Source organism: Microbacterium arborescens (genome assembly GCF_049707515.1).
GTDB lineage: Bacteria > Actinomycetota > Actinomycetes > Actinomycetales > Microbacteriaceae > Microbacterium > Microbacterium arborescens_B.
This window is the reverse complement of the sequence record NZ_JBNAFI010000001.1, coordinates 652,256-672,122: the sequence shown is the minus strand read 5'-3', so window position 1 is coordinate 672,122 and position 19,867 is coordinate 652,256. Positions and strand designations below refer to the sequence as shown.

General features: G+C 70.5%; 19 protein-coding genes. 10 read left to right on the top strand and 9 right to left on the bottom strand.

All coding sequences use genetic code 11. The annotated features are described in order from the left end of the window. Window positions 1–99 precede the first annotated feature (99 nt). Genes ACPYN5_RS02980 through ACPYN5_RS02970 form a run of 3 tightly spaced genes read left to right on the top strand, consistent with a single transcriptional unit; the run spans window position 100 to window position 3,258 of the window. Window positions 100–1,122, top strand: a complete 1,023-nt coding sequence (locus ACPYN5_RS02980) for a tripartite tricarboxylate transporter substrate binding protein (RefSeq protein ID WP_424447487.1) — start codon at window positions 100–102, stop codon at window positions 1,120–1,122. Beyond that, window positions 1,119–1,739 carry a tripartite tricarboxylate transporter TctB family protein gene (locus ACPYN5_RS02975; protein WP_424447486.1) on the top strand — a complete coding sequence of 207 codons (621 nt, stop codon included), beginning with the start codon at window positions 1,119–1,121 and terminating at the stop codon, window positions 1,737–1,739. Before ACPYN5_RS02980 ends, ACPYN5_RS02975 begins: the two co-directional genes overlap by 4 nt. Window position 1,740: 1 nt before the next feature. Continuing rightward, the gene (locus ACPYN5_RS02970; RefSeq protein ID WP_424447485.1) at window positions 1,741–3,258 is read left to right on the top strand and encodes a tripartite tricarboxylate transporter permease; all 1,518 of its coding nucleotides are present in this window, start codon (window positions 1,741–1,743) and stop codon (window positions 3,256–3,258) included. A 233-nt stretch (window positions 3,259–3,491) separates the two neighbouring features. Here ACPYN5_RS02970 and ACPYN5_RS02965 read toward each other — a convergent pair whose 3' ends face one another. The 4 genes from ACPYN5_RS02965 to ACPYN5_RS02950 form a co-directional block, all read right to left on the bottom strand. Then, complete coding sequence (locus ACPYN5_RS02965; protein WP_424447484.1) at window positions 3,492–5,039, bottom strand: GMC oxidoreductase; 1,548 nt, start codon at window positions 5,037–5,039, stop codon at window positions 3,492–3,494. Beyond that, a complete protein-coding gene (locus tag ACPYN5_RS02960; protein ID WP_424447483.1) occupies window positions 5,036–6,034 on the bottom strand; it encodes a hypothetical protein in 999 nt (332 codons plus the stop codon). The genes ACPYN5_RS02965 and ACPYN5_RS02960 overlap by 4 nt, the downstream gene beginning before the upstream one ends. Continuing rightward, entirely contained in the window at window positions 6,031–6,930 is a 900-nt protein-coding gene (locus tag ACPYN5_RS02955) for an SDR family oxidoreductase (protein WP_424447482.1), read from the bottom strand. The genes ACPYN5_RS02960 and ACPYN5_RS02955 overlap by 4 nt, the downstream gene beginning before the upstream one ends. A gap of 109 nt (window positions 6,931–7,039) precedes the next feature. Beyond that, window positions 7,040–7,639, bottom strand: coding sequence for a TetR/AcrR family transcriptional regulator (locus ACPYN5_RS02950; RefSeq protein ID WP_424447481.1), 600 nt, complete (start codon window positions 7,637–7,639; stop codon window positions 7,040–7,042). Between the two features lie 85 nt (window positions 7,640–7,724). Here ACPYN5_RS02950 and ACPYN5_RS02945 point away from each other — a divergent pair, with 85 nt between their 5' ends. Beyond that, a complete protein-coding gene (locus ACPYN5_RS02945) occupies window positions 7,725–8,114 on the top strand; it encodes a DUF1304 domain-containing protein (RefSeq protein ID WP_424447681.1) in 390 nt (129 codons plus the stop codon). Between the two features lie 82 nt (window positions 8,115–8,196). After that, the gene (locus tag ACPYN5_RS02940) at window positions 8,197–9,216 is read left to right on the top strand and encodes an NADP-dependent oxidoreductase (protein ID WP_424447480.1); all 1,020 of its coding nucleotides are present in this window, start codon (window positions 8,197–8,199) and stop codon (window positions 9,214–9,216) included. A gap of 107 nt (window positions 9,217–9,323) precedes the next feature. On the opposite strand, the gene ACPYN5_RS02935 is transcribed toward ACPYN5_RS02940, so the two are convergent. Further along, window positions 9,324–10,802, bottom strand: a complete 1,479-nt coding sequence (locus tag ACPYN5_RS02935; RefSeq protein WP_424447479.1) for a DHA2 family efflux MFS transporter permease subunit — start codon at window positions 10,800–10,802, stop codon at window positions 9,324–9,326. 53 nt (window positions 10,803–10,855) lie between these two features. Here ACPYN5_RS02935 and ACPYN5_RS02930 point away from each other — a divergent pair, with 53 nt between their 5' ends. Continuing rightward, window positions 10,856–11,542 carry a TetR family transcriptional regulator gene (locus ACPYN5_RS02930; protein ID WP_424447478.1) on the top strand — a complete coding sequence of 229 codons (687 nt, stop codon included), beginning with the start codon at window positions 10,856–10,858 and terminating at the stop codon, window positions 11,540–11,542. 13 nt (window positions 11,543–11,555) lie between these two features. Here the strand turns inward: ACPYN5_RS02930 and ACPYN5_RS02925 are convergent, their stop codons facing one another. From ACPYN5_RS02925 to ACPYN5_RS02910, 4 genes are all read right to left on the bottom strand, one after another. Then, window positions 11,556–11,864, bottom strand: a complete 309-nt coding sequence (locus ACPYN5_RS02925) for a hypothetical protein (protein WP_424447477.1) — start codon at window positions 11,862–11,864, stop codon at window positions 11,556–11,558. 172 nt (window positions 11,865–12,036) lie between these two features. Next, a complete protein-coding gene (locus tag ACPYN5_RS02920) occupies window positions 12,037–12,906 on the bottom strand; it encodes a WcbI family polysaccharide biosynthesis putative acetyltransferase (RefSeq protein WP_424447476.1) in 870 nt (289 codons plus the stop codon). A 61-nt stretch (window positions 12,907–12,967) separates the two neighbouring features. Further along, a complete protein-coding gene (locus ACPYN5_RS02915) occupies window positions 12,968–13,501 on the bottom strand; it encodes a CGNR zinc finger domain-containing protein (RefSeq protein ID WP_424447475.1) in 534 nt (177 codons plus the stop codon). A 222-nt stretch (window positions 13,502–13,723) separates the two neighbouring features. Further along, window positions 13,724–15,058 (bottom strand): D-alanyl-D-alanine carboxypeptidase family protein, encoded by a 1,335-nt coding sequence (locus ACPYN5_RS02910; RefSeq protein WP_424447474.1) that lies wholly within the window; start codon window positions 15,056–15,058, stop codon window positions 13,724–13,726. A 132-nt stretch (window positions 15,059–15,190) separates the two neighbouring features. Here ACPYN5_RS02910 and ACPYN5_RS02905 point away from each other — a divergent pair, with 132 nt between their 5' ends. From ACPYN5_RS02905 to ACPYN5_RS02890, 4 genes are read left to right on the top strand one after another with little or no spacing between them, the layout of a single operon-like run. Continuing rightward, complete coding sequence (locus ACPYN5_RS02905) at window positions 15,191–16,159, top strand: hypothetical protein (protein WP_424447473.1); 969 nt, start codon at window positions 15,191–15,193, stop codon at window positions 16,157–16,159. Further along, window positions 16,156–17,793 (top strand): efflux RND transporter periplasmic adaptor subunit, encoded by a 1,638-nt coding sequence (locus ACPYN5_RS02900; RefSeq protein ID WP_424447472.1) that lies wholly within the window; start codon window positions 16,156–16,158, stop codon window positions 17,791–17,793. The genes ACPYN5_RS02905 and ACPYN5_RS02900 overlap by 4 nt, the downstream gene beginning before the upstream one ends. Continuing rightward, complete coding sequence (locus tag ACPYN5_RS02895; protein WP_424447471.1) at window positions 17,790–18,542, top strand: ABC transporter ATP-binding protein; 753 nt, start codon at window positions 17,790–17,792, stop codon at window positions 18,540–18,542. Before ACPYN5_RS02900 ends, ACPYN5_RS02895 begins: the two co-directional genes overlap by 4 nt. Then, window positions 18,542–19,858: an ABC transporter permease gene (locus tag ACPYN5_RS02890; RefSeq protein ID WP_424447470.1), complete on the top strand. Its 1,317-nt coding sequence runs from the start codon at window positions 18,542–18,544 to the stop codon at window positions 19,856–19,858. The genes ACPYN5_RS02895 and ACPYN5_RS02890 overlap by 1 nt, the downstream gene beginning before the upstream one ends. Window positions 19,859–19,867: the final 9 nt, after the last annotated feature.

The following is a 19,867-nucleotide window of genomic DNA, read 5'->3' as shown; positions in this document are numbered from 1 at the left end:
CTATGAGAACAAATCGCGCTGGCCTCGGGCGTGCCTCGGCGAAGTGCCATCCTAATTCGATCTCGCGGCGACGACGATGTCCGCGCGAATGGAGTGATCATGACGCACAGCGCGACAGGTGCCGGCGCGCGCCCGGCGCACCGCGGCCGCACGATGGCGGCCCGCATCATCGGAGGCGCCGTCGCTGCGGCGGCGATCGTGACGGCCGGAGTCGGTTCCATCACCTCCGCCGCGACCGGCCAGGAGATCAACGCCTCGATGACGATCATCGCCCCGGCCGCCGCGGGCGGCGGGTGGGACGGCGTGGCCCGGGAGCTGCAGCAGGCACAGAAGGCCAACGGTCTAGTCAACAACGTCCAGGTGGTGAACATGCCGGGCGCAGGCGGGACCATCGCGCTCGGCAACGTCTCGGTTCTCGACGGCCAGCCCGGCAACATGCTCGTGGGCGGCACCGGCCTCCTCGCCGCGACGATCCAGTTCGAGTCGGCCGCGAAGCTGAGCGATGTGACGCCGCTCGCCGTGGTCGTCGAGGAGTACGACGTCATCGTCGTGCCGGCCGACTCGCCCCACGAGACACTCGACGACCTCGTGAACGCCTGGCGCGAGGACCCGAAGTCGATCCCGTGGACCGGCGGTGGCTCCTTCGACCAGTTGGTGGTCACCGACCTCGCCCTCGCCGCCGGCGTCGACCCCGTCGAGACGACCTACATCTCGTCCGACGGCGGCGGCGAAGCGATCCAGGCGCTCCTCAATGGCACCGCGAAGGCGGCGGCCGGGGGCTACCCCGACAACATCGACCAGATCGAGGCGGGCCGCCTGCGGGCTCTCGCACTCGTCGCCAAGGAACCCATCGACGGCATCGACATCCCGACCGCCGCCGAACAGGGGTACGACATCTCGCTGTCGAACTGGCGCATGCTCGCGGCACCCTCCGGGCTCGACGATGCCGATGTGACCGCCTTGACCAACCTCGTGCTCGACTCGGTCGCCACCCCCGAGTGGGAGGACGCCATCGAGCGCTACCGCTGGACCGAGCGCATCATCACCGGAGACGAGCTCACGGCCTTCCTCGACGACGAGGAAGAGCGCATCAAGAACCTGTACGAGGAGATGGGACTATGACGTTCCCCTCGAACCCGACCGCGACCTCGGCCGTCGTCGGCGATCGCCTGCGGCTCGTCTCGGGCCCCGGCGTCGCCGCGCTGCTGAGGGGCCTGACGATGCCCGCCATCATCGCCGCATTCGCCACCTACCTGCTGGTGGGCATCCTCACGATGACGGTGCTGGCGAACGCCGTGTTCCCCGGGCCCCAGTTCTTCCCCGCGATCATCGCGGGCGGCCTCTACGTCTTCGCTGCCGTGCTCGTCGTCTCGGCGGTGAAGGAGATGCGCGAGACGAGTGCTGCGCGTCCCGACATCGCCGCGGCGACCGCGCACGGTGCCGGGAGCGACGACCCCGACGCCGGATCCGACGCCGCGACACCGCCGCGAGCCGTTCGCGTCGACGTGCGTTCGCTGCTGTGGGTGGTCCTGTCGTTCCTCGCCTTCGCGTTCCTCCTCGACATCCTCGGGTGGGTCATCGCGGCCGGTCTGCTCTTCTGGTGCGTCGCCCGCGCGTTCGGCTCGACCAAGCACCTCGGTGGGCTCATCGTCGGGCTCACCGTGAGCTCGGTGGCCTACATCGGTTTCGACATGGTGCTCGGGATGCCTCTCCCGTCCGGCATCCTCGGGGGGTTCTGACATGGACGTGCTCCAGCTTCTCGGCGAGGGGTTCGCCGGCGCTCTGACCCCGGCGAACCTGCTGTGGGTCCTCATCGGCTGCCTTCTCGGCACGGCGGTGGGCGTTCTTCCAGGCCTCGGCTCGTCGATGGCCGTGGCCCTGCTGCTACCGGTGACGTTCTCACTCGACCCGACGGCCGCGTTCATCATGTTCGCCGGCGTCTACTTCGGCGGCCTGTTCGGCGACTCGACCATGGGCATCCTCATGAACACGCCCGGCCAGGCATCGGCGATCGCATCGACGTTCGAGGGCCACAAGATGGCGTTGAACGGGCGTGCGGCGCAAGCGCTCGCGACCGCAGCGATCGGCGCGTTCATCGGCGGTTTCGTGGCATCGATCGTCGTGGTGTTCGTCGCCCCCGCGCTCGCGGACTTCTCGAGCAGGTTCGGTCCCGCCGAGTTCTTCGCGCTCGCCGTCTTCGCATTCGCGGCGACCTCCTCCGTCGTCACCGACAACGTGGTCAAAGGCCTCACCGCCCTGTTCATCGGGCTCGGCATCGCCGTCATCGGCATCGACGGCGTCTCGGGAGCCCCGCGGTTCACGATGGACTCCCCCAACCTGTTCGACGGGATCTCCCTCGTGACGGTGACGGTCGCGATCCTCGCCCTCGGCGAGGTGATCTACGTCGCGTGCCTCGAGCGGCACACCTCGAACAAGGCCCTCATCAAGCCCACCGGCCGGCCCTGGCTCTCGCGCCGGGAACTGAAGGAAGCGGCGCCCGCCTGGGCCCGCGGCACCGCGATCGGCCTGCCCTTCGGCGTCGTCCCCGCGGGTGGCTCGGAGATCCCGACGTTCCTCGCGTACGGCCTCGAAAAGCGGCTCGACGCGCGGCGGAAGAACCCGCAGTTCGGCACGGGAGCCATCCGTGGTCTCGCAGCTCCGGAGGCGGCCGGAAACTCCACCACCGGCATGGCGATGGGTGCTCTCCTCGCGCTCGGCCTGCCGATCTCGGCGACCGCGGCGATCATGCTCGCGGCCTTCCGCCAGTACGGGCTGCAGCCCGGCCCGCTGCTGTTCGATCGGGCACCCGACCTGGTGTGGTCGCTGCTGGCGAGCTTCTTCATCGCGATGGTCGTGCTGCTCATCCTGAACCTCCCCTTCGCGATGCTCTGGGCGAAGCTGCTGCTGATCCCGCGCCCCTACCTGTACGCCGGCATCACCGTCTTCTGCGGCCTGGGGATCTACGCGACCTCGGGGTCGACGTTCGACCTGCTGATGCTGCTCGGTATCGGCCTGCTCGGATTCCTCATGCGCGCCCTCGACTTCCCGCTCGCACCGCTCATCATCGGCATGGTGCTGGGGCCGCTGGCCGAGACGAGCCTGCGCGATGCGGCGATGAGCTCGAACGGCGACTTCTCCGTGCTCGTCCAGAGCCCCATCACGATCGTGCTCTACGCGCTCCTCGCCCTCGTCCTGATCTTCTCGGTGCGCGGTCGCATCGTCGCCCGCAAGCGAGAGAAGCAGCTCACCAACGCCTGACCGGGCAAGAAGAGGGGGGGGGGGGGGGGCGGGGGGGGGGCCCCCCCCCCCCCCCCGGCCCCCGGGGGGGGGGGGGGGGGGGGGCCCGGCCCCCCCCCCCGCCCCCCGCCCCCCGCCCCCCCGGCCCGGGCGGCGGCCGCCGGGGGCGCCCCCCCCCCCCCCCGCCCCCCCCCCCGCCCCGCCCCCCGCCCCCCCCCCCCCCCCCCCCCCCTCTTCTTGCCTGTTCTCGACGATCAGGCCGAGGCGAGCAGCCGATCCGCCGTGCGCAGCGACAGCGCCATCTGCGTCAGTCCCGGGTTCGCCGACAGCGCGCTCGGGAACGTGGAGTTGTCGCAGATCCACATGTTCGGGATGTCGTGCGACCGACCGTCGGGATCCACGACGCCGTCATCGGGGTCGGCGCTCATGCGGCACGTGCCGATCGTGTGGGCCGTGCGCGCGAGCACTAGGGTCTCCCGGGCGCCGGCGGCATCCATGATCTGCGTCATGACCGCCACCGCATGATCGTCGATGGCCTTCTCGTTTGGTCCCGGCGAGAAGCTGATCTCCGCGCGCGGGATCCCCCACTCGTCCGCCTCGTCCGAAAGGATCAGACGGTTGTCGTCGGAGGGGAGGCACTCGCCGTTGATCCCGATGCCGGCGGAGAACTGCCAGGCGTCCAGCGCATCCATGAGGTCGCGCCCCCACAGCGAGCCCCCGCGCACGAGCGAGGTGGCATAGGTGAGCGGCATGACGCCGAGGCTCTGGATGAGGTAGCCGCCGGCGAAATCGACGCCCTCGGGACGTACGAAGTCCTCCGTGATCGCCGCCGACGGATACCCGCGGTAGCCCCGGACGCTCTCGTCGAACCGCCCCCACACCTGCACGGCGCCGTGAGCGAGGAAGTTGCGCCCCACCTGTCCGCTCGAGTTCGCGAGCCCGGTGTTCAGTAGCAGCCGCGGAGTCTCGATGCCGCCGCCCGCGAGCACGAGGGTCGCGCAGCGCTGTCGATACTCGGCTCCCTCGTGCAGGTAGACGACACCGGTCACCCGGCCCGCGGCATCCTGCTCGATGCGGTGGACCATCGAGTCGGGGCGTATCTCGGCTCCGTGCGCCACGGCGACCGGCAGATACGTGATCGCCGTCGTCGCCTTGTAACCGAAGCGGTCACCCTGATGGATACCCCCGACGTCGATGCTCGCCTTCCGCTGCCCGTAGTGCGGCTGGTCGCGGTCGCGGGTGATGATCGCCGCCGGAGCATCGGTCGCGCGGATACCCAGGCGCTCGCATCCCTGCAGCACCAGATCGGCGGGAGCGTTCCGTCGCGTCGGGCCGTCGAGGTACTCACGGCCGGGATCCCACGGGTAGGGGGTCGGGCCGCTCACACCGATGACGCGCTCCACCTCGACGATGTAGCGGGTGAGCTCGTCGTAGTCGATGGGCCAGTCGCGCCCCTGTCCTGTCTCGGACCGCAGCGAGAGGTCGCGGCGGTCGGGTCGCGGTGTGAACGCCCCCCAGTGCAGCGTTCCTCCGCCGACGCCCCAGCCGCTGTTGTTGGGGCCGAAGGCGGTGGGAGTGTCGCCGCCGCTGAACCGGTCGGACATCCAGTTGATGCGGGTCGCCTCGCGCTCGTCGGGCGTGAATTCATCCATCTCGAGGTTCGGTCCCGCCTCGAGGGCGACCACGCGCAGTCCACGTTCGGCGAGCCTGCTGAGCAGCGGCCCGCCGCCGGCACCCGTGCCGACGACGACGACATCCACGACCTCGTCCAGGTCGTACCGGCGCATCCCGGAGAGGTTCATGCGGTGCGTCCTTTCGCGGCGCCGAGGCGTCCGAGCTCTTCCGGTTCCCATTCCTCGCGTTCGCCCGCCGCGAGCACCAGATAGCCGGCGGGCTCCGGTCCGGTGCCGCCCGTCGCGAAGCCGGTGTAGCCGACACGTGCGAGCGACGCCGGGTGCGACAGCCAGACACGCGCGAGATCGTTGCGGGCGTCCTCGAACCAGAGGCTCAGCTGATCGGGTGTGAGGACGGTGCCCGAGGAGGCTTCGCCGTCGATCACCCGGCGGATGACGGCGTCCTGCGCGGCGCGCCCACGCATCCAGATCGCGGCGAGCGCGTCGAGCCCGGCGCGGTAGGCCTCGACATCGGTCGACATGCCGGTGGGGCGCCACCCGTCGCTCTCTCCCGCCTCGATCACGCGGTCCAGGCGCGCAGCCAGATCGATCGTGGGCCCGTCGCCCTGCGGGACGACACGGCGTGCGACGTCTCGCAGGAGGACGAGTTGCCCGGCCGTGAGCGCCGTCGGGCGGTAGTCCGGGTCGTCGACGAGCGCGCGGCGTGCGAGGGTCGCGCGCACGACGACGTCCGTCCGTGACGAGGCGATGACCCGTGCCCACGTCTCGGGGATGCGGGGGCCCCGCGCGACGATGTCGGCCGCGAGACTCCGCACCGTTGCCGCGACGTCTTCTGTCGCGCGCGCCGCAGGCACCTCGTGCCGGCGGATGCCGTCAGGGACCTCGCCGCCGTCGAGCACGACTCCGGCGAGGCCGAACACACCGATCGCGCCGCCCAGGATCCGGCCGACCAGCTCTTCCGCGAGCCCGCCGTCGTCGTGGGCCGCGACGAGGATCCAGGGAGTGGCGATCTCCGCTTCGGCGATCGCCTCGATGAGCGCAGCGGGCCCGAGCCCGGGGTCGACCACGAGCTGCCGAAACGGGCCGACGGAATCATCCGACGCAGCGTCGAGCTGCGGTACGTCGCCGCGAAGGGAGACGACCGCGAAGTCGTGTCCGCTCACGGGCTGACCATGCCCCCGTTGACGTTCAGTGTTTCGCCGGAGACGTAGCTCGACTCGGCCGAGGCGAGGAAGACGAACGCGGGGGCGATCTCGGCCGGCTGACCGGCGCGCTGGTAGGTGCTCTCGTCGTCGAACGCCTGCATCTGCTCGTCGGAGACACCGTCGCTCACCTGGAGCGCCGACCAGGTCGGGCCGGGCGCGACGACGTTCACCCGGATGCCGCGCGGCGCGAGCTGCTGCGCGAGCCCCTTGGAGAGATTGTTGATCGCAGCCTTCGTCGCGGCGTAGTCGACCCGGTCGGGTGCGGGCTTGTACGCCTCGAGAGAGGCGGTGTTGATGATCGAGGCACCAGCCGGAAGATGGGGCAGAGCAGCCTTCGTGATCCAGAAGTTCGCGAAGACGTTGGTGTGGAAGGTCGCGGCGAACTGCTCATCCGTCAGATCTTCGAGGCGTTCGACGGCGACCTGCTTGCCCGCGTTGTTCACGAGGATGTCGATGCCGCCGAGGAAGTCGACGGCCTCCGTCACGAGCGCGCGGCACGCTTCGGCCGTCGAGATGTCGGCGGCGATGGCGTGGCCGCGGACACCGGCGTCGGCGATGATGCCCAGGATGCGGTCTGCGTCGCGCTTCTCCGCGGGAAGGTGGACGATGACCACGTCAGCGCCCTCGCGCGCGAAGGCGATCGCCGTCGCACCTCCGATACCGGAGTCGCCCCCGGTGATGAGCGCCTTGCGTCCGAACAGGCGCCCGGAGCCGCGGTACGTCTCCTCGCCGAGGTCGGGGACCGGCTGCATGTCCGCCTGAATGCCGGGCTCCGGCTGGTGCTGGACGGGCGGCTCGACCCGGTCGTATCGGGTCACCGGGTTGTCGAACGTGTACTGATCGCTGTGCTCCACGGGCTCACGGTAGGTGTCGGCCGGAACTCGGCGCGAACGCTTGCCAAAAGTCAAGGGAGGAGCGTAAAGCGGATCGGCCGCCGGAGCTGTTCGGACCCGAACCGTCGGGTCAGGTGGTCGCGGATCCCGTGACGAGCGCGACGGCGGTGCTGACGGCATCCGCAGCACCCGCGGCATCGACGCGCGCGAGGGCGAAGGCGGAGACGACCAGCCCCGTACACGCGTCGGCGAGAGTCGCGACCTGTGCGACATCGAGGTCGGGACGGCGCACAGCGACGCCCCGGCCGAAGGCTGCGCGCAGCTCCGCGCGGTACCCGGCGATCACCTGCGCGACGGCTTCGTCGCGCCCGATCGGCGCGGCCGCGGTGTTCACGAGAAGGCACCCGCTCGATGCCGGCAGCGAGTCCGGTTGCCGAAGCGCGGTGCGCAGGCCCGTCAGGTACTCCTCGAGCGCCGCCGGGCCCACCTCGTCGGAGACCAGGGGCGACAACCGTGGCCGGATGATCTCGTCGAGATAGCTCTCGACGGCGGCATCGAAAAGACCGCGCTTCGAACCGAACGCGTGGTAGATGCTCGACCGGTTCAGACCCGTGACACGCTCGAGCTCGGGTAGCGGCGCGCCCTCGTACCCCTGCTCCCAGAACACGCTCCGCGCTGCGCGGACGACGTCGTCGCGGTCATAGCTCTGCGCTCGGCCCATGCGTCGCATCCCCTTTTGTGTATCGGCCGGTTCAGTATATATTGAACCAACCGATACAGAAATCGCGGTGTCCACCGCCGGAAGGGAACAACTCGTGATCATCGTCGGTCTTGCGCTCGCGGGCATCGCAGCGCTCATCCACGTCTTCATCTTCTATCTCGAGTCGATCGCCTGGACGAGCGAGCGAGCCCGCAAGACCTTCGGAACGGGAACGGTCGCGCAGGCCGAGACGCAGAAGACGCTCGCCTTCAACCAGGGCTTCTACAACCTGTTCCTCGCGATCATGGTGTTCGTCGGCATCGCGTTCGTCATCGCCGGCACGCTCGCGGTCGGCTCCGCCCTCGTCTTCGCCGGCGCGGGCTCGATGGTCGCCGCCAGTCTCGTACTGCTCCTCTCCGACCGGTCGAAGGCCTCAGCGGCCCTCAAGCAGGGCGTGGTTCCCGCCCTCGGCGTCATCGCGCTCGCGCTCGGCCTCGCGCTCTGACCCGGCACAACGCGCCATCCCTGTCCGCGACTCCGACCGAGCACCGCGGCATCCGTCACCCGACCCCTCACGAAGGAGAAACATGACCCGCGGAACCAGCACGCAGGTCCGTCTCGCACGCCGCCCCCAGGGCTGGCCGACGCCCGAGGACTTCTCGATCGAGCACGTCGCGCTCACCGACCCCGCGCCGGGCGAGGTGCGCGTGGCGAACGAGTTCGTCTCGGTCGATCCGTACATGCGCGGCCGCATGAACGATGTCCGCAGCTACGTCTCGCCGTACGCCCTCGGCGACGTGATCGCCGGGGGCGCGATCGGCCGCGTCGTGGCGAGCGCGGCCGACGACCTGCCCGTGGGCACGATCGTCCTGCACCAGCACGGGTGGTCGGATGTCGTGCAGGCCGGTGCGTCGACCTTCCGTGCCGTTCCGGAGGTTCCGGGGCTCCCCCTCTCGGTCCGACTGCACATCCTCGGCATGACGGGCCTCACCGCCTACGTCGGCCTCACGGCGATCGCGAAGCTGCAGCCGGGCGACACCGTGTTCGTCTCCGGTGCGGCCGGCGCGGTCGGCACCGCCGTAGGTCAGATCGCCAAGCTCCTCGGCGCGGGCCGCGTCATCGGATCGGCGGGCTCCGCCGAGAAGGTCGCCCTGCTCACCGACAAGTACGGGTACGACGCGGCGTTCGACTATAAGGCGGCGCCCGTTCGTGAGCAGCTCGCGGCCCACGCGCCCGAGGGGGTCGACGTCTTCTTCGATAACGTCGGCGGCGACCACCTCGAGGCTGCACTCGACGTCATGAACACCGGCGGGCGCCTCGCCCTGTGCGGCGCGATCGCGGGATACAACACCACGCAGAAGGCACCCGGGCCCGACAACATGGCCAACATGATCACGCGTGGCCTCACCGCCACCGGCTTCACGCTGGGCGCCTACCTGCACCTGTCGCCGGAGTTCACCGAGAAGATGACTGCCTGGTTCGCCGAGGGCAAGATCGCCTACGACGAGACGATCGTCGACGGCATCGAGAACACCGTCGAGGCGTTCCTCGCCATGATGCGCGGGGCCAACACCGGCAAGATGCTGGTGCGCCCCTCACAGTCGTAACCCCCCTCCTCCCTCCTCTCCTCGCGAGCCGACCGAAAAGGCGGTGACGCTGCGCGCGTCACCGCCTTTCGCGTCGGCTCAGCGACGAGCCGGATCGAGCCGGCGAGTCAGGCGCGGGCGAGCTCGTCGACGGGAGCCGGACGGCGGACGAAGAACGTCAGCACGACCGCCGCGGAGGCGATGCACGCACCGGTGACGAACGCGGTGTGCACACCGGTCGCCGTGGCGGCGATCGCGTCGACGCCGTCGGCGGCCGCCGATGCCGCACCGACCGACATCAGCGTCACGAACAGGGCCGTTCCCGCGGCGCCCGCGACCTGCTGCAGCGTGCTGACGGTGGCGGAGCCGTGCGAGTACAGCCGCGCGGGGAGCGAGCCCAGCGCCGAGGTGAGCAGCGGCGTGAAGACGCAGCCCAACCCGAGGTTGAGCGCCATGTGCACGGCGATGATCCAGCCGATCGAGGTTCCGATGTCGAACGTCGTCATGCCCCACAGTGCGGCAGCGGCCACGACCATGCCGGGGATGACGAGCGGGGTCGGACCGAATCGGTCGAACAGCGCGCCGACGACCGGCGCGATGAGGCCCATCAGCACGCCACCCGGCAGCAGCATCAGCCCCACCGTCAGAGTGTCGAGGCCGAGCACCTGCTGCAGGTAGAGCGGTAGCAGGATCAGCGACCCGAACAGCGCCGACATCACGACGACCACGAGCACGACGGCGAGGCTGAACGATCGCGACGTGAAGGTCCGCAGGTCGAGCAGGGCGGCGTCGCTGCGCTGCAGCTTCAGCTGGCGGGCGACGAAGGCGGCGAGCGAGAGCACACCCACGACGAGCGGGATCCAGACGGGCACGGGCGCGTGCCCTGCGGCGGCCTCCCCGATCGAGCTCAGCCCGAAGATCAGACCACCGAAACCGACCGCGGAGAGAATGACCGAGCCGACGTCGAAACGTGCCTCACGGGTCTCGGTGACGTCTCGCACCCAGATCGCGCCGAGGCCGAGCGCGAGGAGCGCGATGGGCAGCACGAGCCAGAACATCCAGCGCCAGTCGAGCACCGACAGGATGAGACCCGACACGGTCGGCCCGATGGCGGGAGCGACCGCGATGACGATGCTGATGACTCCCATCATCCGTCCGCGTCGGGAGGGTGCGACGACGTTCAGGACGGTGGTCATCAACAGCGGCATCATGATCGCCGTGCCCGAGGCCTGCACCACCCGTCCTGTCAGCAGCACGCCGAAGCCGGGCGCGAGCGCAGCGATCAGGGTTCCGGCGGCGAAGAGCGACATCGCGGTGAAGAAGACGGCGCGGATCGGGAACCGGGCCAAGACGTAGCCCGTGAGCGGAATGACGACGGCCATCGTGAGGAGGAAGCCGGTGGTCAGCCACTGGGCGGTGGCCGCGGTGATGTCGAGGTCGACCATGAGCCGCGGCAGGGCGACGCCCATGATCGTCTCGTTGAGGATGACGACGAACGCCGAGGCGACGAGGAGCGCGATGACCGGGCCGGTGCGGACAGGGGCCGCGTCGGCCGGCCGCTCGGTGGGGATGGACGATGTTGCGGGATGCTGCTGCTCTATTGTCACTGACTGATCATATGGCAGTTACTGCCACTTTGGCGCCGTGCGACACTGGTCCCATGGAGCGCGAGCGCGATCACGACCCGGATGTCGACGACACGGTCGCTGACGAGCATCTCCCCGGTCTGCGGGAGCGGCGTCGTCAGGAGACGCAGCGCGAGCTCGCGGACGCGGCCCTCGATCTCTTCGAGCACCGCGGCGTGCACGGCACGACGGTGGACGACATCGCGCGCCGCGCCGGTACGTCGCAGCGCACCTTCTTCCGTTACTTCCCCACGAAGGAGGCCGCCGTCTTCGCCAGCACGGACGACTCCGGCCGCGTCGTCGGCGATGCCATCGCGGCGGTGCGGGCGGGCGCATCCGTCGTGGAGGGCATCGAGCGCAGCTGGCTCACGCTCCTCGACCGCTTCGACGCCCATCCCGATGAGCAGGTCCGCGCGCTGCGCGTGCGACGCCTGGTCGGATCCGAGCCGTCACTGCTTGCGCTGGCGTTGCGCAACGAGGCGGAGCAGGTCGACCAGCTCATGGATGCGGCGATCGACGCCGCCCGCGCGGATGCCGACGTGCTCGCGGCACGCGCGGCCGTCTCGACGATGGCCCTGGTCCTGCGGCTCACGATCGACGAATGGGCGCGGCGAGTCGAGCTCAGCGAACGGGCGAGCGTGCGGGAGATCTACCTCGAGATGCGGCGGGGCGTCGCCACGGTCGCTCGCGACCTCGAGGCCGATCCCCCTCGCCGCAGCTGAGCGCGGCCTTGCCTCAGCGCGCGTCGTTCGAGCGGACAGGCCGGGAGAACGCGGGGCCCCGAGCGGTGCGCCGCCGCGTGCGACGACCCGGCGCCCGCAGGAGAGCGGGGCGAGCGGCCGCCGCGACCGCGGCCGCGGCAGCCCCGGCTGATCCGTGCGCACCGAGGTCGGCGCCATGCCCGCTCTCGGCGTCGAAGGTCGCCGGCGCGGAGCCCATGGTGACGAAGCCGGCGTACTGGCCGTCGAGGGTCGCGACGTAGAAGTCGGCGTCGGCCTGACGCCATTCGAGCGAGGGCGCGGAAGAAGAAAGAGAAGAAAGCACGATGTCCTGAGAACGAGCGCGCACAGCATGGCGCGCGGGGAAAGATGAGGGCTGGATGATCCAGTGATCGCGTCGGACGATCTGCTCGACAGTGAGCCAGACGAACGACGCACGAGCCCCGAAGGGACGTTTCAACGCTAGCACGCCCCTGACGGGTGAGGGTCGGGGGCGGTCAGCGGCGCCAGTGGCCGAGCAGGGCGCGGAGCCGACTCGTCGCCGCCGACACGAACATCGGGTGCGTCCGGTACCACTCGGTGTGGGCCTCGCCGACGACCGACGGGTCGACCTCCTCGCCGTTGACGACCCAGTGCGAGCGCGGCGGGTCGGAGAGCCCCCACGCATCGACGACCCAGTCCTCCAGCGGGGCGCGGACGGCGTTGAGCAGCGGCCGCCCCGGATCGATCGGACCTCCGGGCAGACCGAGAGCCTCGAGCACCCGCTCGGCCAACGGCATCCATACCGGATTCCCCGGATGATTGACGGTTCGCATCACCTCGGCTGAGGTGGGCGTCAGCAGATCCGAGACGGCGACATCGATCGATTCCTCGCGTCGTCGTAGCTCGGCCAGCGAATCGCGCTCGACGTCGCGGACGGCCCGGCGATCGAGGTGCGACTCGGTCGGAAGCCCGGCCACCCCGGCGAGGGTGCGGATGTCGTGGTACGCCACGATCGGCGGCACCTCCTCGATCCCGTCGACGTGCAGCGCCGCCTGGAAGGGGTGCAGCCCCGCGTATCGGACGACCGGGAATGTGACCAGCCGCGCCGATGGTCGCAGCGACGAGGCGAGCTGGCGTGTGCCCAGACGCAGGCCGTGGTAGTCGTCGCGCACGGGCTGAGCGACGAGGAACGAGGCGAGCGGCAGGAGTTCGTGCAGGCGCTCGACGTCGGCGGCATCCATCTCGTGCACGGGCGGAACGCGCACCGTCGGACGGTCGGGGGCATCGAGGACGATCCGCATCGACTCGGCCTGGCAGTTGCCCACGACGAGACCGAAGCCCGCCGGCGGCTCGGCTCCGCGGAACGGGGCGGGAGGTCGGTGCATCCCTCCACTGTGCCGGTGCGCGCGGGCGCGCGGTGGTGTTTGCCGCCAGCTGCCGGATGCGCTAACGCCGACGAGCCCGGTGACGGCGCACACCGTCGCGGTTCGCGCAGCGCACGGAGCAGTAGCGTTGCCGTCCGTTGCGGGTGGTGTCGACCACGACGTTGCGACACGGGTCGCCCGGCGCGCGTCCGGCCGCGCACCGCGACAGACGCTCCATTCCCCGCGTCGTCACGTGCAGGGCGGTGCCGACGGCGATGACCGCACGCAGCACCTGCGGCAGGCGCTGGTCGTCATCGCGGTAATGCAGGTGCCATTCGCCGTCGTGGTCCGTCAGACGCGGGTACGCCGTGGCCTCGGCCATGAGCCGGTTGAGCAGCTGCGCGCGCTGCGCCGGCGTCTCTGCGTCGACGACCTCGAGCCAGGAGTCGATCACGTCGCGGGTGGCCCCGCGGTCGGACTCCGCAGCGGGGGCGTACACCGCTGTCATGCCGAACTCGTACGTGCGCTCCACGATGCCCTCTCGGTCGCGGGGCCAGTCGTTCGCGAGCGACGCGGCGAGCAGCACCGCATACTCTCCGTAAGGGTTGAGCTGCATAACGGCATTACATCACGATCGAATCATGTCGCCGTCCTCCCCCGCATCACCGACCGCACCGCTTCCGACCCGCTCTCATGAACACGGCTGGACGACCGAGTCGGCGCACCGCACGTCGAGCGGGATCGTCCGCTACGTGCGGTGCGCCGGATGCGGCGCCCGTCGGGTCGACCTGCAGGCGACGGCCTCGCGCCCACCGGTCGCCGAGAGCGCCGAAATCCGTCAGCCGATTTCACCCGGATGAGTGAGACGCCACCAGTCGGTCGGCGGCTCGATGTCGCCGTCGAGGACGACAGGCACGGTCACCGACTCGGGGCCGGCCGTCCACGTGATCTCACCGAGCACCTCGCCGTCGGTCCACTCACGCGGCTCGCGCACGTCGCTGTCGACGACGATGGGCGTGTCGGACCAGGTGCGAAGCGACGCTCCTTCCCCGATCACCACCCGGGCCGAACTCCCCCACGCCGTGGTGTACGAGCCGATCTGCTGTCCGGGCTGGGCGAGCGCCGTAACGTGGAATCCCTCGGTCAGGCGTCGCAGGACGTCGAGGACGCTGGCACCGACACCGCGTTGCGATGAGCCGCCCAGGGCCACCCCCACGACGCTCAGCGGCTCGGGCAGCCCGACGTCGACGGTCGCCGTGTAGAGCAGGTTGGACCCGCTCTCCTCGAGCGTGCCGGTCTTGAGCCCCGTGATCCCGCTCTGGCCGAGGAGCCCGTTGGTGTTCACCAGCGTTCCCGGCCCCGGGAGACTTACGGACGGCGTCGCGGCGATCGCCGCCACGGTCGGCTCAGCCGAGGCGATGCGACCGAGCGCGATGAGGTCGCTCGGCGTGCTGGTGTTCCGCGGGTCGAGGCCCGAGGGCTCGATGATGCTCGTCCGCTCCATGCCGTTCGCCGTCAACCACTGGTCGGCCGCAGCGCGGAAGCCCGACACGGAGCCGAACGCCCACACGGCGATCGCCTCGGCGTAGTTGCTCGCCGAGGGGATGAGCATGGTGGCCAGGGCGTCGCGCAGCGACAGCGAGCTGCCGACGGGCATCGGGGCGATCGTCGCGTCGCGCACGAAGTAGGCGTCGTAAAGCGCATGATCCTCGCGGTCGAAGGTGAGAGTCGGCCCGCGGTCGCCGTCGGCGATCGGATGGGCGTCGAGCACCACGAGTGCGGTGATGACCTTCGTGATGCTGGCGATGGGGCGGGGGTCGTCACCGCCGCTGACCATCCAGACGCCCGCGGCATCGGGGCCCAGATACGACTCCGCGCCTGCGACGGAGATCGCCGCCGCGCCGTCGGCGGTGAAGCCGAAGTCGACGGCGGCGGGGGGCTCGGGCGCCCGCGGGATCGAGACCTGGCCCGTGGCGGGCGCCAACGGAGCCGCCAGCGCCCAGGCGGCGTATCCACCGGGAACGCCGAGCACGATCGCCGTCGTGATGCCGGCGGCGATCCACCCGTTCCGGCGTCGCCGACGCCGAATCATCGCGCTTTCCTCCGCACTCGGCTTTGTTGTCGATTCGGATGCCGCGAAGAAGGCGTCGAAGTCGCTGAGATCGTCGTCCACCGACTCATGTTGCGACATCGAGCGCCTCCCCCGTGTGGGTCTCATCTTCACGCAAACGTCATCCTCTTGGATGATTCGGCGTTCACAGCCAGCCCCTAGTGTTGAGCCGATCTTGAAACAAGGGGGTTGCACATGAACCGAAAAATGCTCCGATGGGCCGCACCGGCCACGATCGGTCTGGTCTTCATTCTCGCCGGGTGCACCGGCGGCGAGGCACCCGCCGAGGAAGACGAATCATCGCCGCTCACCGAGTATTTCTCCGCGTTCTACGGCGGCGACCTCAGCGAAGAGGAGCAGCAGGCGAAGTTCGAGACCGAGAACAAGGAGCGAGAAGAGCTCGTCGCGCAGTGCATGCAGGACGAGGGCTTCGAGTACACCCCCGCTCCGGGCAGCGCGTCGTTCGACCCGGGTGTCGAATGGAAACCCGAAGACCGTGAGTTCGTTTCGCAGTGGGGCTACGGGGCCGTCGAGTACCCGGGTGCCGACGAGCAGCCCGAACCCGAGCAGATCACGCCCGACCCGAACGCCGACTACGTCATGGCACTCTCCGAGTCGGAGCAGACCGCGTATTACGAGGCGCTCTACGGCCCCAGCCCCAGCGAGGAGGAGATGTCGGAGGACGGGTCCTACGAGTACAACTGGGAGACGGCCGGCTGCAACGGCTGGGCCGATCACGAGATCAACGGCGACGACCCGCTGCAGTCCGACGAATTCGCCGACGTGATGGCCGCCGTCACCGCGTTCTACGAGAGTTCCGCTTCGCTTCCAGCCATCGTCGACATCGACCGGGAGTGGTCGGCCTGCATGGATGCCGCCGGCTACCCCGGCTACGCGACCCAGGCCGACGCGCAGAACTCGATCTACGACGAGATCAACGGCATCTACGAGAACTCCTCGGAGACCGGGCCGGACGAGGCGGCGATGAGCGAGCTGCACGAGCGCGAGGTCGAGCTCGCACTCGCGGACCTCGACTGCCGTGAGGAGACCGACTACCGAGCGAAGTACCAGAAGGCGCAGTTCGACGCCGAGGAGCAGTTCATCGCCGATCACAAGACGGAGCTCGAGGCGATGAAGGCGGCGGCTGAGCAGGCTCGTTCGTGACCGGCGGCCGGTTGCCGCGCGACGAGGCGTCGCAGCCCGACGACTCGTTCGACGAGCTCGTCGGGAGCCCCGACCGAACCGACACCGCGGGTGCCGCCGCGGTCATGTCGGACGCGGGTGACGGCGCGGGCCCCGCGGTTTCCGCGCCGGCGGACGGACGGCTCGCCGTCTGGCGCTCGGTCGTGTCGCGCAACCGCGTGCTCTGGATCTCCGCGGCCGTCGCCGTCGTCGCTCTCGTCGGCGGTCTTCTGGTGGGCCGGTTCGTGATGGCGCCGACGTCGGCTGCGGCGGAGGATGCCCCCGCTCCCGGTGTCGTCAGCGTGCCGGTGGAGTTCGGAACCCTGAGCAACGACGTGACCATTCGCGGCGAGGTCGGATTCGCCGACCCGGTCGAGGTCAAGATCGACACCTCCGCGATCTCGGGCCCGGCCGTGGTCACCGGGCACGTGCCCGAGGTGGGGACCGAGCTGGCCCAGCTCTCGGTCGCTCTCGAAGTCGCCGGCCGTCCGGTCATCACGCTTCCGGGGACACTGCCCGCTTACCGCACACTGCGCTTCGGCGTATCGGGGCCCGACGTCGTGCAGTTCAAGGAGGCCATGCGCGCCGTCGGCATCGACGCGGGCGACCCGGGCGACGACGTCTTCGATGAGCGGGCTGCGAACGCGGTGACCGCGCTGTACGCCGCGGTCGGCTACACCGGCCCCGAGTCCGAGGACGAGGGTGAGAACGCGGTGCGCGCCGCCCAAGACGGTGTGCGAGCCGCCGACCAGGCTCTGTCGGCCGCTCGCGCGCAGTTGGCGTCGGCGGGCCGCGACGGCAATGCCATCGCCCGCGCCGACCTCGAGATCGCGAACGCACGCGCCGTGCTGCAGGCGGCGAAAGACAACGCCGCCGCGTGGGACGAGGTCGTCGCCGCCCAGAACCAGGTCGCGACCGCTGAGCTCGCGCGCGAGCAGCTGAACTCCGCCCCCGACACCAGCGGCGAGCGCGCCGCCGTCGACGCAGCGGCGACGGCGCTCTCACAGGCCCAGGACGACCTCGCGCGTGCGCGGCAGCAGGCGCTCCCGGCGCTGCCGGCGGGCGAAGTGCTGTACCTCACGGAGCTGCCCCGTCGCGTGGACGCCGTCACTGCCGAGCGCGGCAGCATCCTCTCGGGTGCCGCCATGACCGTCTCGGGGGCGACCGTCGCGCTCACCGGATCGGCGGCGGAAGCGGATGCCAAGCTGCTCACGGTCGGCTCGACGGCGACGTTCGCCCTGCCCGACGGGGCCGAGCATGCGGCCAGCGTCACCGAGGTGGCACCGGGCGGCGAGGGCGAGAGCCGCTGGAAGGTGACCCTTGAGCCCGCCGAGTTGACGCCCGAGCAGATCTCCCAGCTCCAAGGCACGAACGTGCGGGTGACGATCGCCGTCGGGGCGACCGCCGGCGACGTTCTCAGCGTCCCGGCGGCGGCGCTGACCGCGGGCCCGGGCGGAGAGACGCGCGTCGAGGTCGTCGAGGGCGATCCGCGCGACCCCGACGCCCGCACCCGCCTCGTGGTCGTCGAGACCGGCTTGTCCGCCGGTGGCGCCGTCGAGGTGCGCCCGACCGAGGGCGAGCTGGGGGAAGACGATCTCGTCGTGGTCGGGCGATGACCTCCACCGCCGCAGCGGCCCAGAACGCAGCCGCGGGTACGGGTGCCGACGTCGACGTCATCCGATCGGACGAGAACCCGCCGGTGATCGAGCTGCGAGATGTCACCCGGTCCTTTCCCGGTCCGCCCGAGGTCCAGGCGCTGAAAGGCATCAACCTCCGCGTCTCCGACGGCGAGTACGTGTCGATCGTCGGGCCGAGCGGATCGGGCAAATCGACGATGCTCAACATCCTCGGTCTCCTCGATCGTCCGACCGTCGGCGAGTACCGCTTAGCGGGCGAGCTGACCGGCGGATACACCGAGGACGAACGGGCGGCGGTGCGTGCCCGCCGCCTCGGGTTCGTGTTCCAGGCGTTCCACCTCATGCCGCGCCGGACGGTACTCGAGAACGTGATGCTGCCCATGCTCTACAGCGGCACCCCGCGGGCCGAACGCTCGGAGCGGGCCCGCGCGGCACTCGAACGCGTCGGCCTCGGCCACCGCGTCGGGTTCCTGCCCGGTCTACTCTCGGGCGGTGAGCGCCAGCGGGTCGCCGTCGCGCGTGCCGTCGTCACGCAGCCGCGCGTCATCCTCGCCGACGAACCCACCGGCAACCTCGATCAGGCCACCACCGCCGACATCATGGCGCTGTTCGAGGAGCTCAACGCGGGCGGTCTGACTTTCGTGGTCATCACGCACGATCAGAGCGTGGCCGACCGCGCGGAGCGGCGCATCCGCATCGCCGACGGCCGGATGAGCGAGCTGAGCTGATGGCGGCGATCTGGAGGAGATTCGGATCCCGCAGAGACCGGCCCACCGACGAGGAGGGGACGACGAGCGCCGTCGCCGAGGCGAACCGGGTGCCGCGGGCCGACCGCTTCGGGCTCGGCGACCTCGTACTCGAAGCGACCGTCGATATCGGCTCTCGTCCGGGGCGCCTGGTGATGACCGTGATGGGCACGGCCCTCGGCATCGGCGCGCTCGTGGCGACCATCGGGTTCGCGCAGACCGCCGCGGGGCAGATCGCGCGGCAGTTCGACGCGGCCGCGGCGACGCACCTGAGCATCGGGCCGGCCGAGGCGCAGGCACGGAGCGGCCAGAGCGTGGCCACCACGTCGCTGCCCTGGGACGCACCCGCCCGCCTCGAGAACCTCGTCGGTGTCGAATCCGCCGCCGTGCTGGCACCCGTGACTCCCCGCGAGAACACGATCACCGCGGTGCCCATCAACGACCCCTCGATGGCCGCCGCCGCTCCCCCGGCCCTGTTCGCCGCCTCCGGTGACGTCATCGACACTTTGGGCGGCCGCGTCGTCACGGGCCGCTCGTTCGACAGCGGGCACGACCAGCGCGGCGACCGCGTCGCGATGCTCGGGGCCCGCGCCGCCGAGCGACTCGCGATTAACCGCGTCGACACGCAGCCCTCGGTCTTCATCGGCGGGGTGGCCTACGCGGTCGTCGGGATCTTCGACGAGCTGGATCGACGTGCCGAGGTGGTCGACGCGGTGGTGATCCCCACCGGCGCGGCACGAGCGGACTTCCAACTCGCCGCCCCGGGCGACGCGATCGCGCGCATCGTGGTCGGCACCGGGCCGCAACTGCGCGAACAAGCGCCGCTGGCCCTCGCGCCGGACGCCGTCGACACCCTCGAGGTGAGCGCGCCGCAGGGCCGCTCCGACCTGGCGCGCGACGTGCAGGGAGACGTCAACGTCGTCTTCCTCATCCTCGGAATCATCGTCCTGCTCGCCGGCGGCCTCGGCATCGCGAGCGTCACGACGCTCTCGGTGCTCGAACGCACCGGCGAGATCGGCCTGCGACGCGCCCTGGGCTCGACGGGCCGGCAGATCGCGGGACAGTTCGTCGTCGAATCGATCATCATCGGCCTACTGGGGGGCCTCATCGGTGCCGCCGTGGGCGTCTTCGCGGTGCTCGGCGTCTCGTTCGTGCAGCAGTGGTCGCCGGTGCTCGATCCGTGGGTCGCGCTCGGCGGCACCGTGCTCGGTGCGGTCATCGGGCTGGCAGCCGGCGGCATCCCGGCTCGACGCGCGGCTCGTATCGAACCGGTGGTCGCACTCCGGGGCAATGCCTGACGCATCGCC